Source organism: Actinacidiphila rubida, from assembly GCF_900110255.1.
Taxonomy (GTDB): domain Bacteria; phylum Actinomycetota; class Actinomycetes; order Streptomycetales; family Streptomycetaceae; genus Actinacidiphila; species Actinacidiphila rubida.
In genome coordinates, this window is the sequence record NZ_FODD01000025.1 from 87,894 (window position 1) to 113,560 (window position 25,667).

Genomic DNA, 25,667 nt, shown 5'->3' on the forward strand with positions numbered 1-25,667 from the left:
CGGGTTAATGGGGGAGGCGGCCCCTGCTGAGGAGGGGCCGCCGGTGTCGGGGGTCGGTGCGGGTGTCGGGGGGGTGCGGGTGTCGCGGTGCCTACGCCTCGCCCTGGGCCAGCCGCAGCAGGTGGTCGGCGAGCTTGGCGCCGCCGGCGGCGTCGCGGCTGATGAGTACCACGGTGTCGTCGCCCGCAATCGTGCCGAGGATGTCGTAGACCTCGGCGGCGTCGATGGCGGAGGCCAGGAACTGGGCGGCGCCCGGCGGGGTCCTGATCACCACCAGGTTCGCGGACGCCTCGGCGGAGATGAGCAGCTCGCCGGCGAGCCGGCGCATCCGCTCCTCCTTCACCGACTCGCCCAGCGGCGCCTGCGGGGTGCGGAAACCGCCCTCCGAGGGCACGGCGTAGATCAGCTCGCCGTCGTTGGTGCGGATCTTGACCGCGCCGAGTTCGTCCAGGTCCCGGCTGAGCGTCGCCTGGGTGACGCTCAGCCCGTCGTCGGCGAGCAGCTTGGCGAGCTGGCTCTGGGAGCGCACCGGCTGCCGGCCCAGGATGTCCACGATCCTGCGGTGCCGTGCCGTGCGGGTCTGCGGCACGGACTGCCCGCCGCCTGGTACCTGCGCCTCGCTCATCATCGCGTCATTCTCCGTCTGACTCCCGGGACGCCCGGTACTCCTGGTAGTCCTGCCGCACGCGGTCGAGAACGCCGGGCAGCGCCTGGAGGAACGCGTCCGTCTCACCGTCGCCGACGATGAGCGGAGGCGCCAGCCGCACCACACCGGGCACAGCGGCGTTCACCAGGAAACCGGCGTCCTGAGCCGCCTGCTGGACCTGGGGGGCGAGCGGCTCGGTGAGCACCATACCGATCAGCAGGCCCGCACCGCGCACATGATCGACCAGGGGGTGTTGCAGCGCCTCGATGCCGTGCCTGAGCCGCTCCCCCTGACGCTTGACGTTCTCCAGGAGGCCGTCGGCGGCGATGGTGTCCAGCACCGCGAGAGCGGCGGCGCACGCGACGGGGTTGCCGCCGAACGTCGTGCCGTGGGCGCCCGGGGTGAGCAGGTCGGCGGCCGGTCCGAAGGCCAGCGCGGCGCCGATCGGCAGCCCGCCGCCCAGGCCCTTGGCGAGCGTGATCACGTCGGGCTCGACGCCCTGGGCCTGGCACTCGAACCAGTGGCCGGTCCGCCCGATGCCGGTCTGCACCTCGTCCAGCACCAGCAGGGTGCCGGTGGCGGCGGTGATCTCCCGGGCGGCCTGGAGGTAGCCGGCCGGCGGCACGACGACGCCGTTCTCGCCCTGGACGGGTTCGAGGATCACCAGGGCGGTGTCGGTGGTGACCGCGGCCCGCAGCGCGTCCGCGTCGCCGTAGGGCACATGGGTGACGTCACCGGGCAGCGGCTGGAAGGCGTCCCGCTTGCCCGGCTGGCCGGTCAGGGCCAGCGAGCCCATGGTGCGGCCGTGGAAGGCACCCTCGGTGGCGACCATGCCGGTGCGGCCGGTGAGCCGGCCGATCTTGAACGCGGCCTCGTTGGCCTCGGCCCCCGAGTTGGCGAAGAACACCCGCCCGGACCTGCCCGCCAGCTGGAGCAGTCGCTCCGCGAGGGCCACCACGGGCTCGGCGACGAAGAGGTTCGACACGTGGCCGAGGGTGCCGATCTGCCGTGTCACCGCCTCGACGACCGCCGGGTGCCCGGTGCCGAGCGCGTTCACGGCGATGCCGCCGAGGAAGTCGGTGTACGCCTTCCCGTCGGCGTCCCAGAGGGTGGCGCCCGCGCCGCGGACCAGTGGCACCCGCGGGGTGCCGTAGTTGTCCATCAGCGAGCCCCGCCACCGCCGGGTCAGCTCGTCGTTGCCGGTCATGCCACTCCCCCTGCGTCGGCCGCCGCGGGCGCGGCGGCGTCACTGGTCACTTCGGGTGCTGCGGTCACTTCGGGTGCCCCGGGGGCCGCGGACACCGCGCCCGCCCCGCGCGCCGGGGGCGTCCCGGGGTCGTCGGGCACGACCATCGTCCCGATGCCCTCGTCGGTGAAGATCTCCAGCAGGATGGAGTGCTGGACCCGGCCGTCGATGACGCGGGCGGTGTGCACGCCGTTGCGCACGGCGTGCAGGCAGCCCTCCATCTTCGGGACCATGCCGCTGGACAGCTCGGGCAGCAGCTTCTCCAGCTCGGTCGCGGTCAGCCGGCTGATCACCTCGTCGCTGTTCGGCCAGTCCTCGTACAGGCCCTCGACGTCGGTGAGCACCATCAGCGTCTCCGCGCCGAGCGCGGCGGCCAGCGCCGCGGCCGCGGTGTCGGCGTTGACGTTGTAGATGTGGCCGTCGTCCTCGGCGCGGGCGATGGAGGAGACGACGGGGATGCGGCCGTCCTCCAGCAGCGCCTCGATCGCGCCGGTGTCGATCGCGGTGATCTCGCCGACCCGGCCGATGTCGACCGGTTCGCCGTCGATCCGCGGGTAGTGCTTGACCGCGGTGATGGTGTGGGCGTCCTCGCCGGTCAGGCCGACGGCCAGCGGGCCGTGCTGGTTGAGCAGGCCGACGAGCTCGCGCTGCACCTGTCCGGCGAGCACCATCCGCACCACGTCCATGGCCTCGGGCGTGGTCACCCGCAGCCCGGCCTTGAACTCGCTGACCAGGCCGTGCCGGTCGAGCTGGGCGCTGATCTGCGGCCCGCCGCCGTGCACGACGACCGGCTTGAGACCGGCGTGCCGCAGGAACACCACGTCCTGCGCGAACGCGGCCTTCAGCTCGTCGTCGACCATGGCGTTGCCGCCGAACTTGATGACGACCGTCTTGCCGTGGTGCCGGGTCAGCCAGGGCAGCGCCTCGACCAGGACCCGGGCCTTGGGCAGGGCGTTGTGCTTGCGCGGGGGCACCCCGGGGCGGGAGTCGGCGGCGCTCATGAGCTGTACGCGCTGTTCTCGTGGACGTAGTCGGCCGTCAGGTCGTTGGTCCACACGACGGCGGACTGCGCGCCCGCAGCCAGGTCGGCGGTGATGACGACCTCGCGGAAGCGCATGTCGACCAGGTCCCGGTCCTCGCCGACCGAGCCGTTGCGGCACACCCACACGCCGTTGATGGCGACGTTGAGCGCGTCGGGCTCGAAGGCCGCGCCGGTGGTGCCGATCGCGGACAGCACCCGGCCCCAGTTGGGGTCCTCGCCGTGGATCGCGCACTTGAGCAGGTTGTTGCGGGCGATGGACCGGCCGACCTCGACCGCGTCCTCCTCCGTCGCGGCGTTCACGACCTCGATCCTGATGTCCTTGGACGCGCCCTCGGCGTCGCCGATCAGCTGCCGGGCCAGGTCGTCGCACACGTGGCGCACCGCCTCGGCGAAGTCGGCGTACCCGGGGGTGGCGCCGGACGCGCCGGAGGCGAGCAGCAGCACGGTGTCGTTGGTGGACATGCAGCCGTCGGAGTCGACGCGGTCGAAGGTCTGCCGGGTGGCGTCGCGCAGGGCCTTGTCGAGCGTCCCGGCGTCCACGTCGGCGTCGGTGGTGAGCACCACGAGCATGGTGGCCAGGCCGGGGGCGAGCATGCCCGCGCCCTTCGCCATCCCGCCGACGGTCCAGGCGCCGCCGGGCCCGGTGGCCACCGCGGTCTTGTGCACGGTGTCGGTGGTCTTGATCGCGATGGCGGCCTTCTCGCCGCCGTGCTCGGACAGTTCGGCGGCCGCGGCGGCGACGCCGGGCAGCAGCTTGTCCATCGGCAGCAGTGTGCCGATCAGCCCGGTGGAGGCGACCGCGACCTCACCGGCGTGGTGGCCCAGCACCTCGGCGGCCTGCTCGGCGGTGGCATGGGTGTCCTGGAAGCCCCGCGGTCCGGTGCAGGCGTTGGCGCCACCGGAGTTGAGGACGACCGCGGTCACCGCACCGCCCTTGAGGACCTGCTCGGACCACAGGACGGGCGCGGCCTTCACGCGGTTGGAGGTGAAGACGCCGGCGGCCGCCCGGCTCGGCCCGGTGTTGACCACCAGGGCGAGGTCCGGCCCGCCGTTGGCCTTGATCCCGGCGGCGATTCCGGCCGCCGTGAATCCTTTCGCTGCGGTCACGCTCACGCTGAACTCCTCCTCGCTTCGATGCGCCCGCCCGGTCCGCCGGCGCGGATCAGGGCGCGATCCCCGTCAGGGGCAGACCCGTGGCCTCGGGCAGGCCCAGGGCGATGTTCATGCTCTGCACCGCGCCGCCCGCGGTGCCCTTGGTCAGGTTGTCGATGGCGCTGATGGCGACCACCCGGCCGGCCGTCTCGTCGAGGACGACCTGCACGTGGACGGCGTTGGAGCCGTACACCGAGGCGGTCGCCGGCCACTGCCCCTCGGGCAGCAGGCGCACGAACGGCTCGTCGTCGTACGCCTTGCGGTAGGCGGTGCGGACGTCCGCCGCGGTCACGCCGGGGCGGGCCTTGGCCGAGCAGGTGGCGAGGATGCCGCGCGGCATGGGGGCCAGGGTCGGCGTGAAGGACACGCTCACCGGCCCGCCGGCCACCGCGCTGAGGTTCTGGACCATCTCCGGGGTGTGGCGGTGGGCGCCGCCGACGCCGTAGGGGGTCATCGAGCCCATCACCTCGGAGCCCAGCAGGTGCGGCTTGGGCGCCTTGCCCGCGCCGGAGGTGCCGGAGGCGGCGACGACCACGGCCTCGGTCTCGGCGAGCGCGGCGGCGTAGGCGGGGAACAGGGCGAGCGAGACGGCCGTCGGGTAGCAGCCGGGGACCGCGATGCGCCTGGACCCCTCCAGCGCGGCGCGGCCGCCCGGCAGTTCGGGCAGGCCGTACGGCCAGGTGCCGGCGTGCGGCGAGCCGTAGAACCGTTCCCAGGCGGCCGCGTCGTTCAGCCGGAAGTCGGCGCCCATGTCGACGACGAGGACGTCCTCCCCCAGTTGCTCGGCGACGGCGGCCGACTGGCCGTGCGGCAGGGCGAGGAAGACCACGTCGTGGCCGGCCAGCACCTCCGGCGTGGTCGGTTCGAGCACCCGGTCCGCGAGCGGCAGCAGGTGCGGCTGCAGCGCGCCGAGCGCCTGGCCGGCGTTGGAGTTGCCGGTGACCGCTCCGATCTCGACCTCGGGGTGCCCGGCGAGCAGCCGCAGGGCCTCTCCCCCGGCGTACCCGCTGGCTCCCGCCACCGCCACCCGCACTGCCATCGAATCCTCCTCAGCATCGACAGCATGACTATACGGGTAGCCGCAGTTTTATGCAAAGAAATTCACGGGTGGGCGGGACGGAGGGAAAGGACGGGGAGCCGATCGGCCGGCTCCCCGCGCGTCAGGCGGCCGCGGTGCGCAGCCGGGCCGGGACCGCCCACCACTGATCGGGGCGGTCCACGACCGGGGCGTCCGGCCCGGTCTCCAGGTACCGGGCCAGGCGCAGGAGGAAGGCCGCGATGCCCGCCGCGCCCTGCATCCAGCCCGTGCCCGGGGGCAGCAGCGGCGGGTCCTCGCGGTGCTCGACGAAGCGCCAGCGGGCGCCCGCCGCGTCCCGCACGGCCCGCGCCACCAAGGCGTCGCCCATCACGCGCGCGCCGTCCGCGAGGTCCTTCGCCCGGTCGGCCGCCGGGGCGTCCTGGGCGGCGTCGAGCAGCACGTCGCCGACGCCCGCCGTGCCGCAGCAGCGCCCGTCGTTGTCCCAGAAGCCGGGCCGCAGGCGGGCCGGCAGACCCGAGGTGAGCAGCGAGGTCATGCAGCGGTCCCGCAGGTCCCCGACCCGGTGGCCGGACACCTCCGCGACCCCCGCGTGCGCCAGCGCCGCGAACAGATAGGACGTCCCCGCGGGCCCATGGCACCAGGTGTACGTCACCGGCTCCACCTCGCGGCGGGACGGCGGGAGGGTGTGCGGGACGACGAAGCCGCCGTCCGCCGGCGAACCCAGCGCCAGCACGTGCCGGGCGCCCGCCACCGCGGCCTCGACGAAGTCGCTCCGGCCCAGCGCGGCACCGGCCACGGCCAGCGCGGCCGCCACGCCGGCGGTGCCGTGCGAGTAGTTCGGCATGCGCGACTCCCGGCCGGGCGTCATGCCCCAGTCCAGTCCCGCGTCGGTGCGGTCCGCTGCCCGCAGCAGCGCCTCCCCGCCGGCGGCGGCCACGGCCTCGCCGTCCTCGCCCTTCGCCCAGACCGCCGCCATCATCACGCCCGCACTGCCCATCACCACGTCGGTCACGGGCGTGTCCGAGCCGGGGTCGAGCTCGAGGGTGGACCGCCAGCCCTCGGGGGTCGCGAGGCCGGCCAGCCGCCGCAGCGCACCCGCCTCCGTCCCCGGGGCCAGCAGCCGCAGCGCCGTGGCGTACCCGCCGAGGCCCTCGTAGAGCGACGCCTCGGCGTCCTCCGCGGCGCGGGCCGTCAGCCGGGCCACGACGGCGTCGGCCAGGTCCCGCTCCCGGGCGGTCAGGTCGCGGTACCGCGCGATCTCCGCCAGCACCGGGGCCAGGCCCGCGATCCCCGAGTACAGCGAGTCGCGGTACCTGCCCGGCTCCGTCTCCGCCGGGCCGTCCGGCGCCACCGTCTCCGGCAGCCACGGCCCCCCGTCCTCCCGGACCTGCTCCAGCACCCACGACCAGGCGCTCTCGCCCACGTCCCGATATGTGTCGCCGCTCATGGACCGGAACGCTAGGGCCTGGCGCCCGCCGCGACCACGGCCGGGGGTCCGCCGCGGGCGGCCGGGGCAGGCCGCTGTCGATCCCGGGGCGGCATCGGGATATCTTGATGTCAAGCAATGTTGGAGACTGGAGCGGAGTAACCCGGTGGCTGACTCGACCATCATCTATACGCACACCGACGAGGCCCCGGCCCTGGCGACGTACTCGTTCTTGCCTGTGGTCGAGGCGTACGCCGCGACGGCCGGTGTCACCGTCGAGACCCGTGACATCTCGCTGGCCGGGCGCATCATCGCGCTCTTCCCGGAGTACCTCCAGGAGGAGCAGCGCATCGACGACGCGCTCGCCGAGCTGGGCGAGCTGGCGAAGACGCCGGCCGCGAACATCATCAAGCTGCCGAACATCTCGGCCTCGATCCCGCAGCTCAAGGCCGCGATCGCGGAGCTCCAGCAGCAGGGCTACGCGCTGCCGGAGTACCCGGACGACCCGAAGACCGACGAGGAGCGCGACGTCCGCGCCCGCTACGACAAGGTCAAGGGCAGCGCGGTGAACCCGGTGCTGCGCGAGGGCAACTCCGACCGCCGGGCCGCCGCCGCGGTCAAGAACTACGCCAAGGCGCACCCGCACCGCATGGGCGCCTGGTCCGCGGAGTCGAAGACCGACGTCGCCACGATGGGCGTCGACGACTTCCGGTCCACCGAGAAGTCCGCGGTCGTCCCGGCCGCCGGCTCGCTGCGCATCGAGCTGGCCGGCGACGACGGCAGCACCACCGTGCTGCGCGCGTCGGTGCCGGTGCTCGCCGGCGAGGTCGTCGACGCCTCCGTGATGCGCGTCGCGGCGCTGCGCGAGTTCCTGACCGCCCAGGTCGCCCGCGCCAAGGCCGAGGACGTGCTGTTCTCGGTGCACCTGAAGGCCACCATGATGAAGGTCTCCGACCCGATCATCTTCGGCCACGTGGTGCGCGCGTTCTTCCCGAAGACCTTCGCCGCGTACGGCGCGGTGCTGGCCGCGGCCGGCCTCACCCCGAACGACGGCCTCGGCGGCATCCTCAAGGGCATCGAGGCGCTGCCCGAGGGCACGGCGATCAAGGCGTCCCTGGACGCCGAGCTGGCCGAGGGCCCGGCGCTGGCCATGGTCGACTCCGACCGCGGCATCACCAACCTGCACGTCCCCAGCGACGTCATCGTCGACGCGTCGATGCCGGCCATGATCCGCACCTCCGGCCACATGTGGGGCCCGGACGGCAACGAGGCCGACACCCTCGCCGTGCTGCCGGACAGCAGCTACGCGGGCGTCTACCAGGCCGTCATCGACGACTGCCGCGCCCACGGCGCCTACGACCCGGCCACCATGGGCTCGGTGCCCAACGTCGGCCTGATGGCGCAGAAGGCCGAGGAGTACGGCAGCCACGACAAGACCTTCGAGATCCCGGTCACCGGCACCGTCCGCGTCCTGGACGAGTCCGGCACCGTGGTGCTGGAGCAGGCGGTCGGCGCCGGCGACATCTTCCGGATGTGCCAGACCAAGGACCTGCCGATCCAGGACTGGGTCAAGCTGGCCGTCAGCCGGGCCCGCGCCACCGGCGACCCGGCCGTCTTCTGGCTGGACGAGGACCGTGCCCACGACGCGCAGCTGATCGCGAAGGTCCGCCAGTACCTGCCGGAGCACGACACCGAGGGCCTGCGGATCGAGATCATGTCGCCGGTCGAGGCGACGAAGCTCTCGCTGGAGCGCATCCGCCGCGGCGAGAACACCATCTCGGTCACCGGCAACGTGCTGCGCGACTACCTGACCGACCTGTTCCCGATCCTGGAGCTGGGCACCAGCGCCAAGATGCTCTCGATCGTGCCGCTGATGAACGGCGGCGGCCTGTTCGAGACCGGCGCCGGCGGCTCCGCGCCGAAGCACGTGCAGCAGCTCGTCAAGGAGAACTACCTGCGCTGGGACAGCCTCGGCGAGTTCCTGGCGCTGGCGGTCAGCTTCGAGCACCTCGCGCAGACCACCGGCAACGCCCGCGCCCAGGTCCTGGCCGACACCCTGGACCGCGCGACCGGCACCTTCCTCAACGAGGACAAGTCGCCGAGCCGCCGCCTGGGCGGGATCGACAACCGTGGCAGCCACTTCTACCTGGCCCTGTACTGGGCCCAGGAGCTGGCGAAGCAGACGACCGACGCGCAGCTCGCCGAGGCGTTCGCACCGCTGGCCAAGACGCTGGCCGAGGCCGAGCAGACCATCGTCGACGAGCTGGTCGCGGTGCAGGGCTCGGCGGCGGACATCGGCGGCTACTACCAGCCGGACGCGGCCAAGGCCGCCGCCGTGATGCGCCCGTCCGCGACGTTCAACTCCGCGCTCGCCTCGCTGAGCTGAGCCACCGCGCCGCGCCCCTGGCGCCGCGCACACCGCACCACGACCGCCCCGGCCGGGCAGCACGCCCCGGCCGGGGCGGTCGGCGTTCGGGCGGGGACGGGGCCGGCGGCCCGGGGCCGCGGCGACCGCCGGCCGTCAGCGCTTCACGGCGCGCAGGACCACGAACTTGGGGTTGGCGGCTACCACGTCGCACGCGCCGAACAGCCGGCGCAGCCGCACGTGGTAGCCCAGGTGCCGGTTGCCGACCACCCACAGCTCGCCGCCGGGCCGCAGCGCCTCGCGCGCCCCGCCGAACATCCGCCGGGCGGCGCTGTCGCTGGTCGCCCGGTGGGCGTGGAACGGCGGGTTGTTGAGCACGAGGTCGGCGCTGCCGGGCGGGACCGCGCTCAGGGCGTCGCCCACGAGGAACTCGGCCTCGGTACCGGGCGCCGCGTTGTCGCGGAAGGTGGCCTCGGCGGAGGCCACGGCCTGGTGGGACTCGTCGACGAACAGCACGTCGGACGCCGGGTTGGCGACCGCCGCGGCGGTGCCCACGACGCCGTTGCCGCAGCCGAGGTCGACGACCCGGTCGGGCCCGACCCGCTCGGGCAGGTGCTCCAGCAGGAAGCGGGTGCCGATGTCGAGCCGGTCGGCGCAGAAGACCCCGGCGTGGTTGGTGACGGTGCGGCCGGACATGGCGCCGATGCCGTCGGGCAGGGCGTACCGCAGCGGCCAGGGGCTGGGGCCGGGCGCGAGGTCCGGGTCCGGGGTGCACAGGATCAGCCGGGCCTTGCGGACGGCCAGTGACGTGCGGGTCGGCCCGAGGATCCGCTCGAAGAGCCGCAGCGTGGAGGTGTGGACCTCGCTGACCATGCCGGCGCCGACCACGACGGTGCCGGCGTGGACGGCGGGCGCCAGCCGGTGCAGCTGGTCCTCCAGCAGCGCGAGGCTCTTGGGCACCCGCACCAGCAGCACGTCCACGCGCGGCGGCGGGTCGTCCCGGGTCGACAGCAGGCGCACCCGCGCGTCGGGCGCGTTGCGCCGCAGGTTCGCGAGGGTGGCCTGCCGGCCCAGATGGGAGTCGGAGATCTGCGTCGGCCCGAACTCCGCGAGGCCGGTGACCAGGGCGCCCCACCGGTCGCCGACCGCCACGACCTCGCCGGACAGGTCGGTGCCCTGCTCCGCGAGGTGGGACAGCAGGTACGCGTCGGCCGCGTCCCACGCCTGCAGCTGCTCCCGCGGCTCCGCAGGGAAGCGGCTCATCTCCTGTGCGCCCCACGGCGTGCTGAATCGACCCATCGCCCTGACACCCTACGGCCTGCTGACCGGCCTGCGGACCGGCCGGCCGATCGGCCCGAGGGCCGCACCGGCGCGGCGGGCCCGCGGGCCGCCGGGTGGGGCGGGGGACGTCAGGGGGTGCGCACCCGCGTGGGGTAGTGGTCCGCGACGACCTGGGTCATGGCGCCGAGCGGGTCGGCGGCGACCTCCTTGGCCGAGTACCAGACGTTGCCGCGCACCTGCGGGTAGTCCGCGTCGAAGTCCAGGTGCCGGGACAGCTCGGCGGGGTCCTGCCAGGCCGCGGGCTGGCCGGCGACGCCCACCTTGTAGACCGCCTCGCCGATGTAGAGCTGCACCCGGGTGCCGGTCACCACGTCGGACCACCAGGGCACCAGGACGGCGTAGTCGGCGGCGGCGAAGCCGATGTTCCAGTACACCTGCGGGCAGATGTAGTCGAGCCAGCCCTCCTCGACCCACTTGCGGGTGTCGGCGTGCAGGTCGTCGTAGGTCTGCACGCCGGCGGTGGTGGCCGAGCCGGCCGGGTCGGTGGCCGCGTTGCGCCACACGCCGAACGGGCTGATGCCAAACTTCGTGGTCGGCCGGATCGCCTTGATGCCCTCGGCGGTCTCCCGCACCAGCAGGTCGCAGTTGTCGCGGCGCCACGCGTCGCGGTCGGTGAAGTCGCCGCCGTACGCGGCCCAGGCTGCGTCGTCGTCGAAGGTCTGGCCGGCCACGGGGTACGGGTAGAAGTAGTCGTCCCAGTGCACCGCGTCCAGCGGGTAGCGGCGGACCGCGTCGAGGATGGCCTCCTCGACGAAGCGGCGGACCTCGGGGATGCCGGGGTTGTAGTAGAGCTTGCCGCCGTAGGGCACGATCCACTCCGGGTGCAGCCGCGCCGGGTGGGTGGGGACGAGCTTGCTGGTGTCGGTGCTCAGCGAGACGCGGTACGGGTTGAACCAGGCGTGCAGTTCCAGGCCGCGCCGGTGCGCCTCCTCGACCGCCGTGCCCAGCGGGTCCCAGCCGGGGTCCTGGCCCTGAGTGCCCGTCAGGTACTGCGACCACGGCTCGAACGGCGACGGCCAGAACGCGTCGGCGGTGGGGCGGACCTGGAACACGACGGCGTTCAGGCGGCGTTCGACGGCCAGGTCGAGCAGGTCGAGCAGTTCCTGGCGCTGCTGCTCGGGGCTGAGACCGGGCGCCGACGGCCAGTTGGTGTTGGCCACGGTGGCGACCCACATGCCGCGCATCTGCCGGTGCGGGCGGGGCCGTCCGGGGGGCGGGCCGCCCGGCGCCGCCGCGGTCCCGGCGGTGGCGGCACGGTCCGCCGGTTCCTCGGCGGCGGCCGAGCCGGCGGGCAGGGCGGTCGCGGCGAGCGCGCCCGCGGCCGCGGCGGTGAAGGAGCGTCTTGAGAGCGGGTCCATGCAGGCCTCCTGATCTTCCATCACGACCCGCCGATGATGGGCCCATTCGGTCGTGGCGGCAACCACCGATTGGTCTACTCCAGTTGCGCGTCGCGGGCGGCGGGCCGGGCGGGGTCGCGGGCGGCACCGCGGACGGGGGAAACCGTTCCGGCCGTGTTCACGCTCGACGGCGCGGCCCGCGCCACGGCCTGAGCGCCGGGCCCCGGGCGGGCTTCCGCTCGCGGTGCCCTCGGGGTCCGGTCGACTGCAGGTCCCCGCGGGCACCGCTCCGTCCGGGCCCGGGTAACGTCTGTCCGGTAGACGAACGGGCAGACATAGCGGACAGCAGCGAGAGGCTGACGAGTGAGTGACATCCAGCGCGTCGGAGTGGTCGGCGCGGGCCAGATGGGTTCGGGCATCGCCGAGGTGTGCGCCAAGGCCGGGCTCGACGTCCGGGTGGCCGAGACCACCGGTGAGGCGCTGGAGCTGGGCCGCGCCCGGCTGACCACCTCGCTCGGCAAGGCCGCGGAGCGCGGCAAGATCACCGAGCAGGAGCGCGACGACGCGCTGGAGCGGCTGAGCTTCACCACCGACCTCGGCGAGTTCGCCGACCGCGATCTGGTGATCGAGGCCGTCGTGGAGAACGAGCAGGTCAAGACGGACATCTTCCGGGTCCTGGACCAGGTGGTGACGCGCGAGGACGCGATCCTGGCGTCGAACACCTCCTCCATCCCGCTGGTCCGGCTCGCGGTCGCCACCTCGCGTCCCGACCACGTGATCGGCATCCACTTCTTCAACCCCGCGCCGGTGCAGCGCCTGGTCGAGGTCATCCCGGCGCTGACCACCTCCACCGACACCGTCAAGCGCACCGAGCACCTGGTGGCCGAGGTGCTCGGCAAGCACGCGATCCGCGCCCAGGACCGCTCGGGCTTCGTGGTGAACGCGCTGCTGGTGCCGTACCTGCTGTCGGCGATCCGGATGTTCGAGTCGGGCATCGCCACCCGCGAGGACATCGACAACGGCATGGAGATGGGCTGCGCGCACCCGATGGGTCCGCTGAAGCTCTCCGACCTCATCGGCCTGGACACCGTCGCGGCGATCGCCGACTCCATGTACGGCGAGTACAAGGAGCCGCTGTACGCGGCGCCGCCCATCCTGCAGCGCATGGTCGACGCCGGCCGTCTCGGGCGCAAGAGCGGCGCCGGCTTCTACAGCTACTGACGGCCGCGGCCGGGCGGGCGACGGCGGCCGCGGGCGTCGTCCGCGGCCTCGTCCGCTCAGTGGGCGGCGACGGCCTGGCTGGCCACCAGCTCCCGGTAGGGCGGGCAGCGCCGCAGCAGCGTGCCGTGCTCGCCCGCGTCGACGACGGTGCCGTGGTTCATCATCACGACGTGACGGGCGTGCTGCACGGTCGACAGGCGGTGGGCGACCACGACCACCGCCCTGGTCAGCGCCAGGGTGTCCACGACGGCCCGGAACCGCTGCTCGTTGAGCCCGTCGAGCTGGCTGGTCGGCTCGTCGAGCAGCACGATCTCCGCGTCGGAGAGCAACGCGCGGGCCAGCGCCATGCGCTGGCGCTGGCCGCCGGACAGGTCGGACTCCCGTCCGAGGACGGTGTCCAGCCCGTGCGGCAGCCGCGCGACGTCCTCGGTCAGCCCCACCGCGCCCAGCGCGGCCGCCAGTTCGGCGTCGCCGACGGGGCCGGACCTGCCGAGCCGGAGGTTGTCCCGTGCCGTGGCCTCCAGCAGCGTGAACGACTGGTCGACGTAGGCGATGCGGGCCCGCAGCGCCTCCAGCGGCCAGTGCCGCACGTCGTGGCCGAGCACCGTGACGGAACCCGATGACGGCTGGACGAAGCGGTCGACGAGGGCGAGTGCGGTGCTCTTTCCCGCCCCCGAGGGCCCGACGACGGCGGTGAGCCCGGTGCGCGCGGTGCTGAACGAGACGCCGCGCAGCGCCGGATGGTCCGACCCGGTGTGGGTGAACGAGACGGCATGGAACTCGACGGCCGGGGCGCCGGCGACCGGGACGGGCGTGGGGCGTGCGGCGTCCCGCCGGTCCCCCTCCGCCGGGAGCGCCAGCAGGTCGTTGCAGCGGTCCCGGGCGGCGAGACCGCCCTGGAGCCGGCCGAAGCCGGTGGCGAGCGTGCTCACCGACGGCACGGTCTGCAGCAGGTAGAGCAGGAACGCGGCGAACGCCGCCACCTGGAGATGGCCCGAGGCCAGCCGCGCTCCGCCGGTCAGGATCACCGAGATCATCGCGAACTGGTTGCCGAGGGTGAGCACCGCGGGGACGAGCGTGTTCAACCGCCCGCCCTGCAGCGCGACTTCGCGCAGCTTCCCGGCGTCCTCGGCGAGCGCCGCGGCGGCCACCGGCTCGGCCCGGTACGCCTTGACGGTGGCGAGGGCCTCCAGGCTCGCGGTGAACCGCTGCGCCACCCGCCCGACGGCCTCCTGCTGCTGCACGACGTTGGTCTTCATCCGCCGCAGGATCAGCAGCACCATCACGCACAGCACGGCCAGCGCGAGCACGGTGACGAGGGTGAGCACCCAGTCGATCCACACCATCACGCCCAGCGTCGCCACCACCGTCAGCCCGGCGAGGGGCAGTTGGGTGGCCACGTCCACGACCTCGCGCAGCAGGAGGGCGTCGGAGGTGACGCGGGCGGTGAGTTCGCCGGTCCCCTTGGCGCGCACCACGGGCAGCGGCAGCCGCAGCGCGTGCTCCATGATCCGGGTGCGCAGCCGGTAGGTCATCCGCTCGCCGATCCAGGCCAGCAGCCGGCCGGCGAGTGCCTGGACGAGGGCGCCGAGGACGGCCACCGCGCACATCAGGGCGATGTCGGTGGTGAGCGGCCGGTGCGCGGCGAAGTCCGTGATGATCCGCCGGACCAGCAGGGGAAGGGCCAGCGCGCCGGCCGTGGCGGCCACGGCGAGCAGCAGCGCGCAGGTGAGCCGCAGGGGGTCGGCGGTCAGTTCGCGGCGCAGGCGGATCCGGTCCGGGGCGGGCGGCTCGGTACGGGGAGGGGGAACGGCCACGGGCCTCGACCTCTCTGGGGGCTCTCGGCGAGCGGGGAGAGGAGCGGCCGACCGGGCCCGTCCCGCGGGTCCCGGCCGGCTGCTCGACGGGTTCCGCCCTAGCGGGCGGCGCCTGGGGTCAGAGGCAGAGCAGCGTGCTGACGGTGCTCGTGCCGCAGTTCAGGGCGCTCAGCGAACTGACGCTCGCCAGGGTGTCGTCGATCGGAGCCGCCTCGGTCTCGGGCAGTTCCAGGGTCTGGAGGTCGAGGATCGCCATGACTGTTCTCCTTCACTTCGAGGGATCACCCGGCCGGCGGCCGGGAGCGGGTGGGGCGCGGTGCGCGCCCGGTGGGCCGGGCCGTGGGGCCGTCAGCCGAGAGGGGCCGTGGGCAGCGGCACGCGAGCGCGCGCGCCGGTCCAGGGCAGGAAGGGGGTGCCGGCCAGGGCCGTGCCCAGCGCCAGCAGCACGCCGGCGGAACCGGTGGCCAGGTCGGTCGACAGGCGGAGCAACTGGTCGCCGGGGAAGGCGAGATGGCCCTCGTACGGGATCTGGTGCAGGGCGAGCGCCGCCCGTTGCCGGTCGAGCGGGGCGGCCGCCCCGGCGTCCGCGCCCGTGCCCTGCCCGGCGCCTGGGTCCGCGGGCCGCCCCGTGCCCGCGTGCCTGCGGCCGGTCGCGGCCAGGTACCCGAGCAGCCCGGCGCGACCGTTGAACAGGCCGGACTGGATCACGAACTCCGGTTCCGCGGCGCGCCGGACGGCCGTCTCGTGCCGTGCGAGCCCGTTGTCCGGGCGGTGTGCCAGCAGGGCGTCGAGCACCAGCCCGATCCCGGCACTGCCCGTCTCCACGTAGGGCAGGACGCGACGGCCGTCGACGACCTGCAGCGTGCCGTCGGCGACGCTCGCGCACCGCTCGAAGTCCAGTCCGAGCAGCGCCTCGGCGCGGTCCAGCAGGCCGGTGTCCCCGGTGTGCTCGGACAGCCGTATCAGCGCCAGGGCCGTCCCCGACGCGCCCGCCAGCAGGCCCACCCGGCGCGCCGGGTCGCTCGTGCCGGCCCTCTCCAGGGTGTCCGCGGCGGACCGGGCCAGGGCCAGGGCGCGGTCGGCCGGCCCGGACTCGCCGGTGGCCTCCGCGAAGTGGAGCAGTGCGAGGGCGATCCCGGGTGCCCCGCCGGCCAGGTCGGTGCCGGCGTCCTCGTCGGGAGCCTTGGCGAGGCGCCGCATCAGCCGGAGCGCGGCCTCGTGCTCGCCGAGGAGGTCCAGCGCGTAGGCCGTGCCGTGCCCGCCGTGGTAGAGGCCCGGCACGGTGGACTGCGCCTCGGCCGCCTCGACCAGCCATCGCACGTGCGCGGGGTCGATCGCGGCTCCGGTGGCGTGCAGGGCGTACAGGACGCCCGCCGCGCCGTGCGCCAGGCCCAGCCCTCCGTGGGTGAACTGGGCGACGTCGCCGGGGAAGAGCCGGTCGGTGCGGCCGGGGGTGGCGGCGGCCGCGATCCCCGCGGCGAGCGAGTCCCGGAGGGCCGGCCAGTCGGGGGCGGGCGCGGTGAGCAGCGCCTGGAGTTCGGCGCGGCGCCGGCCGAACGCCGGGCGCGGGGTGCGCCCGTCGCCGGCCGCCGGGCCGAGCAGCCGCCGGATCTCGTCGGTGTATCCCGCGGGGACCGGGAACCGGCGCTCCAGGACGTCGGCGAGTTCGCCCGCCTTGCCCGGGTCGAGACCGGTGAGCTGGAGCAGCGGCAGGAACAGCCAGAGCCGGATGGCGGCCAGCCCGTACCGGTCGATCTGCGGGCCGGAGTAGCCGCCGGGCGCGGCGAAGCCGGCGGCGCCCAGCGCGGGGCGGACGAAGTCGTCGACGGTGCTGGCGAGTTCGAAGTCGATGAAGCAGATCTCGCCGTCGGGGCGCACGATCACGTTCCGCGGGTGGAGGTCGCCGAAGACCACCCCGCGGGCGTGGATCGCGTCCAGGGTGCGCCCGACCCGGCCGACCAGGTCGAGCGCGTCGCGGCAGTACTCCGCCACGGCGTCCGGTCCGGCGTCCGGGTGGATCAGCGGGTAGCGGGCGGTCAGCCACTCGCTGAGGGACCTGCCCTCGACGTACTCCTGCACCAGGAACTCGTGCTCCCAGGCGGTGAGGACGCCGTGCTCCGCGGGGACGCCCGGCACGCCGGCGAGCCGGACGAGGACGGCGTGCTCGCCGCGCAGACGCGCCACGGCGTCGACACCGCGCTGGTCGAGGCCGGCGTAGGGCCGCGCCTCCTTCAGCACCACCTGCTCGCCGGTGCCGGGGTCCCGTGCCAGGTAGACGCCGCCCGCGTTGGAGAAGTGCAGGACCCGCTCCACCGTGTAGGGCAGCCCGGTGTCCCGCGCCCCGGTCCGCCGCTCGACGGCGGCGGCGACGCAGCGCGGCACCGGCGCCCACGGCGGGACGGCGAATCCGGGCCCGCGCACGTCGGGCACCAGCGTGCCGTCCGGTTCCCGCAGGGCGAGCACGCGTGCCCCGGACGCGTCACGGCAGTACAGCTCCTCGAACCCCCCGTACCTCAGGTAGAGCGGGCCGCCCTCCCAGCGCGCGTCGCTGAGGATGTACGGGCCCTTGCGGCCGGCGAGCAGGCCGCCGAGACCGTCGAGGCAGCGCTCCAGCTCGGCGTCGTCCGCCGGGTACACCGTGCAGAACTTCCCGCTGGACCCGCGCGCCGCGTACTTCGAGTTCTGCACCTGGAGGATCGGCAGCCCGCGCAGGAACTTGAAGGTGACGCCCTCGCGCAGGCAGTAGTCCCAGACGGTGTCCAGGACCTCCTCGGCGTCCTCGGTGCGCGCGGACACGTGGATCTTCCAGCCCTGCGCGGGCAGCCGCACGTCCGCCGGCCGCACGATCGACCAGATCTCCCCCTCGCCGTGCTCCCACCCCTCGGGCAGCGGCCTGGTCACATGGGCGAACTCCTCCTGCGCTCCCCAGCGCCGGGGCGTGTCGTAGAAGTACGGGTCGGCGTAGGCGTAGGCCTCGTACCGGTTGTCCAACGAAAACCCTCCTCGGACGGCGGCGCGGACGGATCGGCAGGGAACGGATCAGCGGGGACGGATCGGCGTTGACTGGAATTCCCGCATTCCCGCATTCCGGAATTCCGGCAGGACGTGCGGCGAAGTCCCCGCGGTGGACGGCCATTTCACGAGCCGTCCGGAATCCGCGGTGCGACCATCCGAAATATGACCGGGCCGTCGGGGTGACGGCAACGGCGCTACGGAGCCCATTGCCCGCGGCGTATGCGCACCGGCGTGGTGGATCCGGCGGACGGCGCGCGTCACGGGCGGGAGTGCGCCGGGCCGGGCCGGAGCGCCCCTCGTACCCGCCCCATCCGTCCCACGCGCCCCGGTGCGCGCCGGCTGGGCAACCGTGCCCTGAACGCCGCCCACCTGCACGGTCGGCGCCGGCGACGGCACGCATGGCACACACGGGCCGCGGACGCCAGGGCGCGGCGGGCATCCCAAGGAGAGGCCTCAAGAGCCCTGCCGCGAGCGGCCGTTCAAAGGAGAGGCAGTCTTGACAGCGGCCTATGACGCCCTCCTCGTGCATTCACCACAAGGAGTGCGGCGGCAATTCCGCACGGACCCGGCGCCGGGGCGGTGGAGGGGAACTACGCCGGTCCGCCAACGCCCTTACGTCAAAAGGCGGTTGCCGTTTCGTCGGTTTCGCACGCTCGGTGAGGCGCTGGCCCGCGGCGGCGTCGTCCCGTTCCTGGCGCGACGGCCGGACAAGGGCACCCGGCCGGCGCCGGTGCGGTCCCGGACCGCCAAGGGCCCTGGTAGCGTCCGCACATTCGTCCGAGCACGGAACGCCCGTGCCCGAACCGTTCGTCGAGGGGACCTTCGACCGTGGAGACCTGGAACCGGCAGCCCGGCGTGCCCCCACGACCCCCGGGCGCGTGGCAGGGGTGGGGGTCTGGGCAGCAGGCGGTGCGGCGGGCGGGCAGCCGGGTGCCGCTCGCGCTGGCCCTGTGCGTCGCGGCGGCCGGCGCGCTCCTGGCGGTGACGAGCGTCCTGGTGACCGCGTTCGCGGCCGACGGCGGCCGGACGATGCGGGTCCGGAGCGACTCGATGGCACCGACCTACCAGCCGGGAAGCATCGTCACCGTGCACGACACCGGCGGCTCGCCCGTCCGGCGCGGGCAGGTCGTCGTGTTCTCGGCCCGCGACTGGGGTACCGACCAGGTCTTCATGCAGCGCGTGGTGGGCGTCGGCGGCGACCGCGTGGCCATCGACCCGGCGGGCGTCGTGAGCGTCAACGGCACCGCCTTGGGCGAGCCGTACCTCGCTCCCGGTCCCACGCCCGGCATGCCCGTCGACGTCACCGTGCCCGCGGGCCGGCTGTTCCTCCTGGGCGACCACCGGAACGACGCCGTCGACTCGCGCAGCCACCAGAGCGAGCAGGAGGGGACCATCGCGCAGGCGGCCGTCGTCGGCACGGTGTCCCCGGGGACGAGCGCGCCCTCCCCCGACCGCCTGTGGACGTGGGCCGGCACCGCCGTCGCCCTCGCGGGCCTGGGCGCGGCGGGTGTCGCCGCCGCCGTCCGGCGCCGCGGTACCGCCGCCCCCGCGTGGCCGCCCGCCGCACCCTGAGCAGGCAAGCAAAGACCCCAGGGCCTGCCGTGCGGATCTCCGCGACGCCGCGGAGAATCCGCACGACAGACCCTAGCGACCGCCGTGGTCCTCGTAGGCCTGGACGACCTCGTCGGTGGGGCCGTCCATCAGGAGCTCGCCCCGCTCGATCCACAGCACGCGGTCGCAGGTGTCGCGGATCGAGGTGTTGTTGTGGCTGACCAGGAAGACGGTGCCGGCCTCCTTGCGCAGTTCCCTGATCCGCTCCTCGGAGCGCTTCTGGAACGCGCGGTCGCCGGTGGCCAGCGCCTCGTCGATCATCAGGACGTCGTGGTTCTTCGCCGCCGCGATGGAGAACCGCAGCCGGGCGGCCATGCCGGAGGAGTAGGTCCGCATCGGCAGCGAGATGAAGTCGTCCTTCTCGTTGATGCCGGAGAAGTCGACGATGTCCTGGTAGCGGGAGTGGATCTCCTCCTGCGACATGCCCATGGCCAGGCCGCCGAGCAGGACGTTGGTGCCGCCGGTGAGGTCGTTCATCAGAGCGGCGTTGACGCCCAGCAGCGACGGCTGGCCGTCCGTGTAGACCCTGCCGCGGTCGGCGGGCAGCAGGCCGGCGATGGCCTTGAGCAGGGTGGACTTGCCGGAGCCGTTGGAACCGATGATCCCGATCGCCTCGCCGCGGTAGGCCGTGAAGGTGACGCCCCTGACGGCGTGCACGGTCGTGACGTTGGGCGAGCCCTGGCGCAGCAGCATCCGCCGCAGCGCCGCGGTGGCGTTGCCGTGGCCGGTGCCGGTGCCGTAGATCCGGTAGATGACGTGCAGGTCGTCGACCACGACCGTGGGCACCCTGGACACGTCGGGGGCAGCCTGATCGGACCCGGCGGCGGGCTCGGGCCCGGCGTCGGGGACGGCCGCCGGGTCGGACCCGGCGGCGGGGACGGCGGAGGCCGGAACGGCGAGGGGCGGCTGCTGCCGCGCCGTGCCGCTGTCGGCCGCCGCCCGCTCGGCGGAGGATTCAGCCACGTCCGTACTCCTCTTCGGACGACCAGAAGAACGCGTACCCGGCACCTGCCGCCACAGTCGCCCAGATCAGTGCGAGCGGCCACACGTGCGGCGGCAGGCGGGCCCCGGTCACCGTGTCGATCAGGGCGTACCTCATCAGGCTCACATAGATCAGCGCCGGATTGGTCTCCAGCAGCCGCACCAGGGGATGCGGGGCGCCCGCGGTGATCTTCGACAGGTCGTAGAAGATCCCCGAGAGGTACATCCAGGTGCGCAGCAGGAACGGCAGCAGCTGGGCGAAGTCGGTGGTGCGCGCCCCGACCCTGGCCAGGGCGAGGGCCAGCCCGGCGTTGAACACCGACTGCAGCACCAGGGCGGGGACGGCGAGCAGCCACCGGGAGGTGACCGGCACCCCGTCGGCCACCAGCACCAGGGCCAGCACGCCCAGGGCCAGCATCAGCTGCCGGAGCTGCAGCAGCGTGGCGGCCAGCGGAAGGCTCGCCCGGGGGAAGTGCAGGGCCCTGACCAGGCCGAGGTTGTCGGTGAGCGAGCGGGCGCCGGACATCGCGGCGGACTGCGTGAAGGTGAAGACGAAGACGCCGGTGCACAGGAACGGGATGTAGTCCGGGACGCCGTGGCCGGCGCCCAGCAGCATCCCGAAGACCAGGAAGTAGACGGCCGCGTTGAGCAGCGGGGTGAGCACCTGCCAGAGCTGGCCGAGCCGGGCCCCCGAGTACAGGGCGGACTGGCGGGCGGCGGCCAGCGCGGTGATGAAGTGGCGGCGCGCCCACAGCTGGCGGGCGTAGGCGCCCGGGCCCGGCCGGGCGCCGCTCACCGACAGGCCGTGGCTGGCCGCGAGAACCGCGGCGGGAGAAGCGGACATGGGCCGACCGTACGCAGAACCACGACGGAACGCAACCGTTCCGTCGTTACGTCGCCGTCACGACGCTGCGCTAGGCTCGTGCCATGACGACGGAACGGGACGCGGCGGGCGGCGGCGCGCAGCGTCGGGCGCCGGCGGGCGCGGCGGTGCTGCGCGAGGACGTGACGGACGCGATCCGCGCGGCGGTCTTCGCCGAGCTGGCGGAGGTCGGGTACGGGCGGATGTCGATGGAGGGCATCGCCCGCCGGGCCGGTGTCGGCAAGGCCGCGGTGTACCGCCGGTGGCGGTCGAAGCTGCCGCTGGTGCTGGATCTGGTGCCGGCCGTGGCGGCCGGCGGGCTGCCGGTGCCGGACACCGGCACGCTGCACGGCGACGTGCGGGAAGTGCTGGAGGTGGCGGCGCGGGCACTCGGCCATCCGGTGGCCGCGCAGATCGTCCCCGACCTGCTCGCCGAGGCGGCGCGCAGCCCCGAGATGGCGGAGGCGCTGCGGTCGGCGCTGCGCGGGACGTACGGCGGGATCGCGGAGGCGGTCGTCCGCCAGGCCGTCGCCCGCGGCGAGCTCGCCCCCACCACGGATCCCGGTCTCGCCCTCGACCTGCTCGCGGGCCCGCTCTACTGGCACGTCTCCGTGATGCGCGCGCCCCTCCCCCCGCCCACCCTCGACCATCTCGCCAGGGCCACCACCGCCGCCCTCACCACCTCCTGACCCGCCCCGCCGGGGACGCGGCCGGCCGGCGGATCACCGGAGAGCACCCCGGGCGCCGAGGGGCGCGCAGTCCCGCGGCCCTCGGCCCGGAGGTGCCCCCCACGCCGCTCCAGGAGCGCGGCGGCGGCGAGCCGGCCACACGGCCCGGACGCACCACCGCCCGGGCGGGCCCGCCGCCGAAGCGACCGGCCCACCCGGGCGGTGGAGGAACCCGGAGCGGGAGGCGTCACGCCCCGCGCAGGCTCGCCCCCGTCCGCTCCGATGCCGCGGCCACCGCGGCATCGCGCGCGGCGGACGCCTCGTCGGCCGTGAGCGTGCGGTCCGGCGCCCTGAAGCGCAGCGCATACGCGAGGGACTTGCGGCCCTCGCCGATCTGCGGACCGGTGAAGATGTCGAACAGCCGGACGGCCTCGAGCAGTTCACCCGCGCCGTCGCGGAGCGCACGCTCCACGTCGGCGGCCGGCACGGACGCGTCCACGACGAGCGCCACGTCCTGCGTCGCGACGGGGAACGTCGAGACCCGCGGGCCCGTCACGCCGTCGCCGCCCGCCGCCTCCAGCAGGTCGAGGTCCAGCTCCATCGCGCAGCTCCGCTCGGGCAGCCCGAGCGCCTTGACGACGCGCGGGTGCAGCTCGCCGGCGTGGCCGACGACCTGCTCGCCGGCCAGCAGCACCGCGCACCGCCCGGGGTGGAACGGCGCGTACTGCTCCTGCCGAACGGTCAGCTCGACGCCGGCCTCGCGCGCCACGGTCCGCCCGGCCTCGACCGCGTCGGCCCAGCTCGCCGGGTAGCCCTTGCCCCACCAGCCGGCCTGCTCGCGCGCGCCGGACAGCACGACGCCGACCCGGCGCGGCTGGTGCGGCAGCGCCGCCTCCAGCGACGCGATCTCCTCGTCGGTCGGCCGGCGGTCCACCTGAAGTCGCGGCGGCACGACGGCCTCACCGGACGGCTGGAAGACCAGGCCGGTCTCGAAGAGCGCCAGGTCCGGCGCGCCGCGCCCGTGGTTGCGGCGCAGCGTGGCGAGCAGTCCGGGAAGCAGCGTGGTGCGCAGCGACGGCTCGGTGTCGTACAGCGGGTTGGCGAGGGTGACGGTACGGCGCCGCGCGTCGTCCTCGTCCAGGCCCAGCTGGTCGAAGACCTCGGCGCCGACGAACGGGTAGCTGGGCGCCTCGACGTAGCCGGCACCGGCCAGCGCCCGGCCGACGCGGCGGCGCAGCCGCTGCGACTCCGTCAGCCCGCGGGCCGACGGCAGCCGCGGCAGCGTCGAGGGCAGGTTCTCGTAGCCCTCCAGCCGGATGACCTCTTCGGCGAGGTCGTTGGGGAAGGCCAGGTCGGGCCGCCAGCTCGGCACGGTGACGATCAGCTCGTCGGAGCCGTAGACGTCGCAGCCGATCTCCTGGAGGCGCCGGACGACCGTCTCGCGGCCGTACTCGGTGCCGGCCACCTTGTCGGGGTGGTCGGCGGGCATCGCGACGGTCCGCGGCGCGGACGGCGAGATGACCTCGGTGACGCCCGCGTCGGCCTTGCCGCCGGCGAGCAGCACCAGCAGGTCGACGGCGCGCTGCGCGGCGGCCGAGGTGGCCTGCGGGTCGGTGCCCCGCTCGAAGCGGCGGGACGCCTCGGACGCCAGCTTGTGGCGCCGCGCGGTGCGGGCGATCGAGACCGGCGCGAAGTGCGCGGCCTCGATGACGATCTCGGTGGTGCCGGAGTCCGCGCCGGACTCGGCGATCTCCGTGTGGGCGCCGCCCATGACGCCGGCGATGCCGATCGGACCCGAGTCGTCGGTGATGACCAGGTCCTCGGCGTCCAGCACCCGCTCGGCGCCGTCCAGCGTGGTGATCTTCTCGCCGGCCTCCGCGCGGCGCACCCCGATCGGGCCGGTCAGCCGGGACCGGTCGTAGGCGTGCAGCGGCTGGCCGACCTCGAACATCACGTAGTTGGTGATGTCCACGGCGAGCGAGATCGGGCGCATGCCGACCTTCTGCAGCCGCCGCTGGAGCCAGAGCGGCGAGTGGGCCTCGGGGTTGATCCCGGTGACGGTGCGCGCGGTGAAGCGGTCGCAGCCGTACGGGTCGGAGACCTGCACGGGGTAGCCCGCGGAGTTCGGTGCGGGCACGTCGATGAGCGCCGGGTCGCCGAGCTGCAGCCCGTAGGCGATGGCGGTCTCGCGCGCCACGCCGCGCAGCGACAGGGCGTAGCCGCGGTCGGGGGTGACCGCGATGTCGAGGACCTCGTCGACCAGTTCCAGCAGGGCGATCGCGTCGGTGCCGACCTCGTGCTCCGGCGGCAGCACGATGATGCCGTCGTGGTCGTCGCTCATGCCCAGCTCGCTGGCAGAGCAGATCATGCCGTGCGAGGTGCGGCCGTACGTCTTGCGGGCGGCGATCTCGAAGCCGCCGGGCAGCACCGCGCCCGGCAGCACCACGACGACCTTGTCGCCGACCTCGAAGTTGCGGGCGCCGCAGACGATCTCCTGCGGCGCGCCACTGCCCCCGGCGTCGCCGACGTCGACCGTGCAGAACCGGATCGGCTTCTTGAAGCCCTCCAGCTCCTCGATGGTCAGCACCTGCCCGACGACCAGCGGGCCCGTGAGCCCGGCGCCGAGCTGCTCGACGGCCTCGACCTCCAGGCCGGCGGAAATGAGCTTGGCCTGGACGTCGCGGCCGGTGACACCGGCGGGCAGGTCGACGTACTCCCGCAGCCAAGAAAGCGGGACCCGCATCAGATCTCCATCCCGAACGGAAGGGTGAAGCGCACGTCACCCTCGACGATGTCTCGCATGTCCTCGACGCTGTGGCGGAACATCAGCATCCGCTCGATGCCGAAGCCGAACGCGAATCCGCTGTACTTCTGCGGGTCGATGCCGCAGGCGGTCAGCACCTTGGGGTTGACCATGCCGCAGCCGCCCAGCTCGATCCAGCCCTCGGAGGAGCAGGTACGGCACGGCCGGTCGGGGTTGCCGACGGAGTCCCCGCGGCAGACGTAGCAGACCATGTCCATCTCGGCGGACGGCTCGGTGAAGGGGAAGTGGTTCGGCCGCAGCCGGGTCGTCATGCCCTCGCCGAACAGGGACACCACCATGTGGTCGAGCGTGCCCTTGAGGTCGGCCATGGTCAGGCCCTCGTCCACCGCCAGCAGCTCGACCTGCGCGAACACCGGGGTGTGGGTGGCGTCCAGCTCGTCGGAGCGGTAGACGCGGCCCGGCGCGATCACGTACACCGGCAGCTCGCGCTCGAGCATCGCGCGCACCTGCACCGGCGAGGTGTGGGTGCGCAGCACCACGCCGGACTGGTCGCCGCCGTCCGGGCCCTTCACGAAGAAGGTGTCCTGGGTCTCGCGCGCGGGGTGGTCCGGCGGGAAGTTCAGCGCGTCGAAGTTGAACCACTCGGCCTCGACCTCGGGGCCCTCGGCGACCTCGTAGCCCATGGCCGTGAAGACGTCCTCGATGCGCTCGGAGAGCGTGGTCAGCGGGTGGCGGGCGCCGGACGGGACGCGGTCGTAGGGCAGCGTGACGTCCACCGCCTCCTCGACCAGCACCCGGGCGTCCCGCTCGGCCTCCAGTTCGGTCTGGCGCGCCGCGAACGCCTGGTTGACGGCGCCGCGGGCCTGGCCGACACGCTTGCCGGCCTCGGCCTTGGCCTGGGGGGGCAGCGCGCCGATCTCGCGGTTGGCGAGCGCCAGCGGCGAGGCGCCGCCGGCGTGCGCGGTCTTCACGTGCGTGAGGGCGTCCAGGTCGGGGGCCGCCGCGATCGCGGCCAGTGCCTCGTCGCGCATCCGCTCGATCTCTTCCGGCTTCAACGCCTCGACTTCCACAGGGTCGTACGACTTGTTCGGTGCCGACATCTCTTCCCGTTCCGAATTGGATGACTGGCTCTGC

General features: G+C 74.1%; 19 protein-coding genes. 4 read left to right on the plus strand and 15 right to left on the minus strand.

All coding sequences use genetic code 11. The features are described from left to right. Positions 1-91 precede the first annotated feature (91 nt). The 6 genes from BMW99_RS24435 to BMW99_RS24460 all read right to left on the minus strand — a co-directional run bounded on the left by BMW99_RS24435 (position 92) and on the right by BMW99_RS24460 (position 6,572). On the minus strand, positions 92-625 hold the full coding sequence (locus BMW99_RS24435; RefSeq protein ID WP_075017562.1) for an arginine repressor: 534 nt from the start codon (positions 623-625) through the stop codon (positions 92-94). Positions 626-632: 7 nt separating this feature from the next. Beyond that, entirely contained in the window at positions 633-1,853 is a 1,221-nt protein-coding gene (locus tag BMW99_RS24440; RefSeq protein WP_075017540.1) for an acetylornithine transaminase, read from the minus strand. Then, positions 1,850-2,893, minus strand: coding sequence for an acetylglutamate kinase (gene argB, locus BMW99_RS24445; protein ID WP_245791604.1), 1,044 nt, complete (start codon positions 2,891-2,893; stop codon positions 1,850-1,852). The genes BMW99_RS24440 and argB overlap by 4 nt, the downstream gene beginning before the upstream one ends. After that, a complete protein-coding gene (gene argJ, locus BMW99_RS24450) occupies positions 2,890-4,047 on the minus strand; it encodes a bifunctional glutamate N-acetyltransferase/amino-acid acetyltransferase ArgJ (protein WP_069466799.1) in 1,158 nt (385 codons plus the stop codon). The genes argB and argJ overlap by 4 nt, the downstream gene beginning before the upstream one ends. Before the next feature lie 49 nt (positions 4,048-4,096). Then, positions 4,097-5,125 (minus strand): N-acetyl-gamma-glutamyl-phosphate reductase, encoded by a 1,029-nt coding sequence (gene argC / locus BMW99_RS24455; RefSeq protein WP_069466800.1) that lies wholly within the window; start codon positions 5,123-5,125, stop codon positions 4,097-4,099. A gap of 121 nt (positions 5,126-5,246) precedes the next feature. Continuing rightward, positions 5,247-6,572 (minus strand): lanthionine synthetase LanC family protein, encoded by a 1,326-nt coding sequence (locus BMW99_RS24460; protein ID WP_075017541.1) that lies wholly within the window; start codon positions 6,570-6,572, stop codon positions 5,247-5,249. Between the two features lie 145 nt (positions 6,573-6,717). Between BMW99_RS24460 and BMW99_RS24465 the strand changes: the two genes are divergently transcribed. Next, the gene (locus BMW99_RS24465) at positions 6,718-8,937 is read left to right on the plus strand and encodes an NADP-dependent isocitrate dehydrogenase (protein WP_069467040.1); all 2,220 of its coding nucleotides are present in this window, start codon (positions 6,718-6,720) and stop codon (positions 8,935-8,937) included. A gap of 135 nt (positions 8,938-9,072) precedes the next feature. On the opposite strand, the gene BMW99_RS24470 is transcribed toward BMW99_RS24465, so the two are convergent. Both BMW99_RS24470 and BMW99_RS24475 read right to left on the minus strand, forming a co-directional pair. Next, entirely contained in the window at positions 9,073-10,215 is a 1,143-nt protein-coding gene (locus BMW99_RS24470) for a methyltransferase (RefSeq protein WP_075017542.1), read from the minus strand. Between the two features lie 110 nt (positions 10,216-10,325). Continuing rightward, complete coding sequence (locus tag BMW99_RS24475; protein WP_075017543.1) at positions 10,326-11,615, minus strand: glycoside hydrolase family 10 protein; 1,290 nt, start codon at positions 11,613-11,615, stop codon at positions 10,326-10,328. A 342-nt stretch (positions 11,616-11,957) separates the two neighbouring features. Between BMW99_RS24475 and BMW99_RS24480 the strand changes: the two genes are divergently transcribed. Then, positions 11,958-12,815, plus strand: a complete 858-nt coding sequence (locus tag BMW99_RS24480) for a 3-hydroxybutyryl-CoA dehydrogenase (protein WP_069463510.1) — start codon at positions 11,958-11,960, stop codon at positions 12,813-12,815. A gap of 56 nt (positions 12,816-12,871) precedes the next feature. On the opposite strand, the gene BMW99_RS24485 is transcribed toward BMW99_RS24480, so the two are convergent. From BMW99_RS24485 to lanKC, 3 genes are all read right to left on the minus strand, one after another. Then, on the minus strand, positions 12,872-14,632 hold the full coding sequence (locus BMW99_RS24485; RefSeq protein WP_069463509.1) for an ABC transporter ATP-binding protein: 1,761 nt from the start codon (positions 14,630-14,632) through the stop codon (positions 12,872-12,874). Positions 14,633-14,750: 118 nt separating this feature from the next. Then, positions 14,751-14,888 (minus strand): SapB/AmfS family lanthipeptide, encoded by a 138-nt coding sequence (locus BMW99_RS40225; RefSeq protein WP_107485408.1) that lies wholly within the window; start codon positions 14,886-14,888, stop codon positions 14,751-14,753. Between the two features lie 92 nt (positions 14,889-14,980). Beyond that, positions 14,981-17,623 (minus strand): class III lanthionine synthetase LanKC, encoded by a 2,643-nt coding sequence (gene lanKC, locus BMW99_RS24490; protein ID WP_075017544.1) that lies wholly within the window; start codon positions 17,621-17,623, stop codon positions 14,981-14,983. A gap of 852 nt (positions 17,624-18,475) precedes the next feature. Here lanKC and lepB point away from each other — a divergent pair. Next, on the plus strand, positions 18,476-19,219 hold the full coding sequence (gene lepB / locus BMW99_RS24495; protein WP_177226101.1) for a signal peptidase I: 744 nt from the start codon (positions 18,476-18,478) through the stop codon (positions 19,217-19,219). A 72-nt stretch (positions 19,220-19,291) separates the two neighbouring features. Here the strand turns inward: lepB and BMW99_RS24500 are convergent, their stop codons facing one another. Then, entirely contained in the window at positions 19,292-20,053 is a 762-nt protein-coding gene (locus tag BMW99_RS24500; protein WP_245791612.1) for an ABC transporter ATP-binding protein, read from the minus strand. A 160-nt stretch (positions 20,054-20,213) separates the two neighbouring features. Further along, positions 20,214-21,083 (minus strand): ABC transporter permease, encoded by an 870-nt coding sequence (locus tag BMW99_RS24505; protein WP_075017545.1) that lies wholly within the window; start codon positions 21,081-21,083, stop codon positions 20,214-20,216. Between the two features lie 83 nt (positions 21,084-21,166). On the opposite strand from BMW99_RS24505, the gene BMW99_RS24510 reads away from it, so the two are divergent. After that, a complete protein-coding gene (locus BMW99_RS24510) occupies positions 21,167-21,790 on the plus strand; it encodes a TetR/AcrR family transcriptional regulator (RefSeq protein WP_075017546.1) in 624 nt (207 codons plus the stop codon). Between the two features lie 226 nt (positions 21,791-22,016). Here BMW99_RS24510 and pheT read toward each other — a convergent pair whose 3' ends face one another. After that, the gene (gene pheT, locus BMW99_RS24515) at positions 22,017-24,512 is read right to left on the minus strand and encodes a phenylalanine--tRNA ligase subunit beta (RefSeq protein WP_075017547.1); all 2,496 of its coding nucleotides are present in this window, start codon (positions 24,510-24,512) and stop codon (positions 22,017-22,019) included. Next, the gene (gene pheS, locus BMW99_RS24520) at positions 24,512-25,633 is read right to left on the minus strand and encodes a phenylalanine--tRNA ligase subunit alpha (RefSeq protein ID WP_069462058.1); all 1,122 of its coding nucleotides are present in this window, start codon (positions 25,631-25,633) and stop codon (positions 24,512-24,514) included. The genes pheT and pheS overlap by 1 nt, the downstream gene beginning before the upstream one ends. Positions 25,634-25,667: the final 34 nt, after the last annotated feature.